Source organism: Nostoc sp. 106C, from assembly GCF_002154725.1.
Lineage (GTDB): Bacteria > Cyanobacteriota > Cyanobacteriia > Cyanobacteriales > Nostocaceae > Aulosira.
Genome location: NZ_MTAW01000141.1, coordinates 1 through 5326, shown reverse-complemented (window position 1 = coordinate 5326; position 5326 = coordinate 1). Strand labels below are relative to the sequence as shown.

The 5326-nt window shown below is 39.3% G+C and carries 4 protein-coding genes; 1 reads left to right on the top strand and 3 read right to left on the bottom strand.

The annotated features are described in order from the left end of the window. Both BV375_RS21895 and BV375_RS21890 read right to left on the bottom strand, forming a co-directional pair. Window positions 1-499: AMP-binding protein (locus tag BV375_RS21895; protein WP_243714008.1), on the bottom strand; the 499-nt coding region annotated here is incomplete at its 3' end. Window positions 500-659: 160 nt separating this feature from the next. Then, window positions 660-1334 carry a DUF6875 domain-containing protein gene (locus tag BV375_RS21890; RefSeq protein WP_086764181.1) on the bottom strand — a complete coding sequence of 225 codons (675 nt, stop codon included), beginning with the start codon at window positions 1332-1334 and terminating at the stop codon, window positions 660-662. A gap of 1513 nt (window positions 1335-2847) precedes the next feature. Here BV375_RS21890 and glgP point away from each other — a divergent pair. Next, window positions 2848-5061 (top strand): alpha-glucan family phosphorylase, encoded by a 2214-nt coding sequence (gene glgP / locus BV375_RS21885; protein ID WP_086764179.1) that lies wholly within the window; start codon window positions 2848-2850, stop codon window positions 5059-5061. Window positions 5062-5140: 79 nt separating this feature from the next. Here the strand turns inward: glgP and BV375_RS37725 are convergent. Next, the coding region (locus BV375_RS37725) for a hypothetical protein (RefSeq protein ID WP_208099163.1) at window positions 5141-5326 on the bottom strand (186 nt) is incomplete at its 5' end.

The following is a 5326-nucleotide window of genomic DNA, read 5'->3' as shown; positions in this document are numbered from 1 at the left end:
TATTGCAAATACCACGATGGGTAATCATTACACCTTTGGGCTGTCCTGTAGAACCTGATGTATAGATGACATAGCTTAAGTTATCAAGCGTTAGTTTAGTTACAGGATTTTCTTGGCTATTCTGAGCAATGATTTCCCAATCTGAGTCTAAACAAACAACTTGCCTTTGATTACTAGCTAAGTTCTTGGCTAATTGTTTTACAGTTAATATTAGAGGCGTTTGAGTATCGTCTAAGATGAAGCTTAAACGCTCTTGAGGATATGCTGGGTCTAAGGGCACATACGCTCCACCCGCCTTGAGGATACCTAACAGTCCCACTACCATTTCCAAAGAGCGTTCTAGACAAATACCAACAAGTACCTCTGGTCCTACTCCTAATTTCTTGAGATAGTTTGCCAGTTGATTAGCTTTGGTATTTAATTCACGGTAAGTTAACTTCTGGCTTTCAAATATTACAGCTACCGCATTGGGTGTCTGCTCAACTTGTGCTTCAAACAATTCAGGAAGACACAAAGTTGTAGTTTGAATTGTTTCAGTTTTGTGCCATTCATGTAAGATTTGAGTGGCATCAGTATTATTCAATTTATCTACCTGAATATTATGCTGATATTCTAAATTTTTACTAACTATACTCATAATAAAAAAATAATCAATTAAATTAATACATGACTAAGGGTTCCTTTTTCAGTTGTAGTTTTGCTAAAGCTAATGCTTGATGAGCATTCTTGAAGTTGGTTTCATCTTTAAATCTTTGTTCAAAGCGTTTTAAATAAGCTTGGAGATATCGAATCCGAAGGTTTAAATCATCTGCACTCTGAAGAAAGGCAAGATCCGATTCAACCATATAGCGGATAGCTAGCATGGGGATAGGGCTACGAAGAGGACGAAAATTAGGGTTATGCAGACCAGGGGTTTGATTTCGTTTGTGAAATTCTCCAAGCATCAATCCTGATTCAACAAATAAAGGTTTAAGTTGTTTTTGGACACTATCAATTAGTCTGGGAGCATCCTCATGGCTAATATCAGGAAACAGTAGCAATATCGCTTTGTTTAAAGAATCTTCCTGCTCTTTTGGTTCTAACTCTAGGAAAGTATTCAAGTAAGGCAGAACTATATTTATAACTTGTTGCTGAACCAAATTCTGAGAACGAATAACTCTCAGTCGAATGTAATCTAACTTTATTGCTTTTGGCACAAATGGACATACAGGTCCAGGTCTACCAAGATCAGGATGCGGTTTAGCTAAAAACGTTTTCAACCATTGGGACGTTTCTATTAAGTATGGTAGATCTTGTTGGAGTTGTTCAATTTCACTAGGTGTATATAGTTCCATCGTGCATTAATAAATAGAATTTACTTGTCTGGGTTACTAGGAATTAAGCTAATAGGCTAGCCTGTTATAAATCTTAATTAATAAAAAGTAAATAAAATCAGATATCTGATTTTATTTCAATAATTTTTCCTTACCTATAGGTAATTGGAAAACTATTGTTAATTAAATTTGAAATGTTATTTCTAGTAAATATATCTAAAATATAGATATCAATAGAATGTTCTAAAAATCTTTATAGAAACTACTTTTTAATCTATGTGTTTATCAATATAAAACACTAGATATGGCATGAGCAACACTAATTAATTAAATTAGCTAAAAAAACATGATAAGTTTTTGCTTAATGGAAGAAACTTCATAAAGCTGAAAGTAACTTTAAAAAACGTCTTATTAATGATTTACATAAATGCTTAAAATCCACAACATTACTTATGTTATTTCATACAATCTTTATGTAATAGCCTCAATAATAAAGTTATTAACAGTATATTAGCTAGCTAATTGCTGTATTGAGTAAAGTATTCTTAACGAGTTAAAATATGATTTTCAGAGACTCAGTATTATTACTTAAGTATAAAGTGAGCCAAAAAGCATAAGCTTGAGATCTGTAAAGAAACTTGGGTATTGAGGAGCCAGTGCTTTGTGTCGCCAGACTTTGGAGATGCCCTCCGGACGTCTTCCCGCAGGGTAGTAACTGGGGTTATTGGCTATTTGTCCTTCTTCGAGCCACTAATTCCCTGTTAAGAGTTCCCTATTTTCAAGACAGCCATTCATAGGCGTAGGCGAAGCCCGCCGAAGGCATCGCCCATAACCAAGCACGAAAATAGCAGTCTCCTCCTCGTCACATCTCTACGCCTATTTTGGCAGGACATAACCCCACACGCTGTTCGCCCACGAATGAATAGCCTCGTCATTGTGTAAGTTTAACTAAAGCAAATTTTACGTAATTATTTTTTAATACTAAATATTAAACTAAATTTAGATTTGAAAACTAAGTACTAAAAGTTCAACTAATCCTAATTTTTCAGATTTTTTGATTTATTTAAGTGTCTTTTGCCAAGTAAGTATAAAAATTTTTTCGCTTAATCTTTATGATTTAAGGTGACTGTAGTCACATTAACTTTTACCGTAAGTCACAGTAAAATTACAGTAATTGCTTGTCAAAAATTACTTTAATGTTGTCCATAAACTGCAAAATAATTGGCTTCTATCCAGGTTTAATATGAAATTGTGGTTGATTATTGCAATTATTCAATAAATATTAACAAGAAAATATTTTGATTAAAATAATGTGACTGAAGTTGATAAAAAAAATGCTCAAAAGCAGAGATAATTTTTAAAAGGTAGAAACAAGAAAACCATTCAATATTGCTCAAAATTGATGTGGGTAAACTGCTCCAACTTCAGGAGAGGATTCATCAAAGAAGACTCGATAGAAATCAACCTGAAGAACAATTGTTAAGAAGCAGTTGTGAAGTGAAATAGAAAAAACTAAGTGAGAGTTTAGAGTTGTATGGCTAATAGTAGTGCAATTACCGCAGCGCTACGCTTAAGTGAAAAGTTACCTTTTCCACTGAAGCGCTTGGCAGATTTGGCTTATAACTATTGGTGGAGTTGGAGTGGCGATCGCATCGCTCTATTCCAAACTATTGATCCCCAAGAATGGGAACGCTGTGGGCATAACCCAGTGGCGATTTTAGAATCAACAAGTTACGAACGTCTGACCCAATTAGCCGAAGATCCTTTTTATCTCAAACAAGTCTCAGCCTTAGCGCGCGAGTTTGACCAATATCTGCTTCAGCAAAATACTTGGGTTAGTCGGGTTGCACCGCAACTTAGCAAAGAACACCCAGTAGCCTACTTCTGCGCAGAATTTGGCATTCATGAATCCTTACCAGTCTACTCCGGAGGCTTAGGCATTCTCGCTGGGGATCACCTGAAATCATCGTCGGATTTAGGCGTACCGATGGTAGGTGTGGGCTTGCTGTATCGCCAAGGATATTTTCGCCAACGCTTGAATCGTCATGGCTGGCAAGAAGATTATTACATTGACAACCCCTTCCAACGGATGCCAATTGAGTTAATTAAAACTCAAAATGGGGAACCGTTGATCGTCCAATTACAAGTTCGTCAACGGTTGGTAAAAGTCCAAATTTGGCGGGTACAAGTAGGGCGAGTCACATTATATTTACTCGATAGTGATCGCGAAGACAACGATCCCATTGACCGCTGGCTAACTGGACACCTCTACGGCGGTAACTTAGAAACCCGTATCGCCCAAGAAGTCGTATTAGGTATTGGTGGCGTCCGCGCTTTGGATGCTTTAGGTATTCAACCTGCTGTCTATCACCTTAACGAAGGACACGCCGCCTTCTGTACATTAGAAGTTGCGCGTTTAGAAATCGAAAGGACTAGCAAATCTTTCTATGACATCGAAGTAACGGTGCGGAATCGTTGCGTTTTTACCACCCATACCCCTGTTCCCGCCGGACACGATGTTTTCTCACCGGATTTAATCGACTCCTACTTTGCGCACTACTGGCCGCAATTACGACTTTCCCGCGAGCAATTTTTGGCATTAGGTGCGAGAAGACTGGGCGATCCTTGGGAACCCTTTGGGATGACTGTTTTGGCGTTGCGGATGACTCGTGCTTGCAATGGCGTCAGTGAATTGCACGGTCAAGTGTCCCGGAAGATGTGGACAGTTCTGTATCCCCAAAAGTCGGAAGATCACGTTCCCATTGGTTACATTACGAATGGCGTTCATGCGCCCACTTGGACTGCTCCTCTATTAGCTGACTTGTACAATCAGTATTTGGGAGAAGATTGGAAAACTCAGGCCATGCATCCCGAAATGTGGGCTAAAGTTGACGCAATTCCCGATGAGGAACTGTGGTGGCGACATCGAGTGCTGAAAGAAAGATTGATTGCCTACACCCGTTATAAAGTCAAAAAAGCACGGGAACAACGGGGTGAAAGTTACGAACTAATTCAAGCAACTGAAACCCTACTCGATCCTGATGTGCTGACTATTGGATTTGCTCGACGTTTTAGCCCTTACAAGCGGGGAGATTTAATTTTACGTGATGCAGAACGGGCATTGAAGATTTTTGGTAATGCCAATCGTCCAGTACAAATTATCTTTGCAGGTAAAGCTCACCCAGCCGATGAAGAAGGCAAGCGGATTATTCAAAGATTGATGGAATGGTGTCACCATTCAGCAATTATTAACCGAGTTGCCTTTATTGAAGATTACGACATTTACACCGGACAAAAACTGGTGCAGGGTGTGGATGTTTGGTTGAACAACCCCCGTCGTCCTCTAGAGGCTTCTGGTACAAGTGGACAAAAAGTCTGCTTTAATGGTGGTCTTAATTGCAGCGTCCTTGATGGCTGGTGGTGCGAAGGCTACAAAGCCGACAGCGATGGTAAAGCACTTAACGGTTGGGCAATTGGTGAAGATGCTAACACCAGCGATCAAGAATTACAGGATCGCATAGATTCGCGATCGCTATATCAGCTGTTGGAAGAAGAAATTGTTCCTCTGTACTATGAGCAAAACTCTCAAGGTGTTCCCCAACGTTGGGTGCAGATGATGAAGGCATCAATTAAAACAAATTCCCCACTGTTCAACACCGACAGGATGATTGCAGACTACGTTTCACAAGTGTACGTTCCAGAAATTGCTACCAATGTGGAACCAATTTTGGCTAAAGTTCTGGTTTAGAAAGTTTGGGTTTCCTGGTTAGATAGAGGGGTGGGGTTGTCTACCCCTTTTTTTGTAGCAACTTATAGATCAATACTGTTCAGTTAAGGTGATCAGAGTTCTCATCTGTCGGACAAAAACCAAGATTTGGGGGATTCTCCCCCAAACCCCCGATTGGGGGACGGTTGCGTCCCCCAAGCCCCCTCCAAAATAATTGTTCTGTTTTTTGTTTAGTAAGTAGGTAGGCATCAAAATTTTCCGCTATGTAACAAGATATTGACCAGAT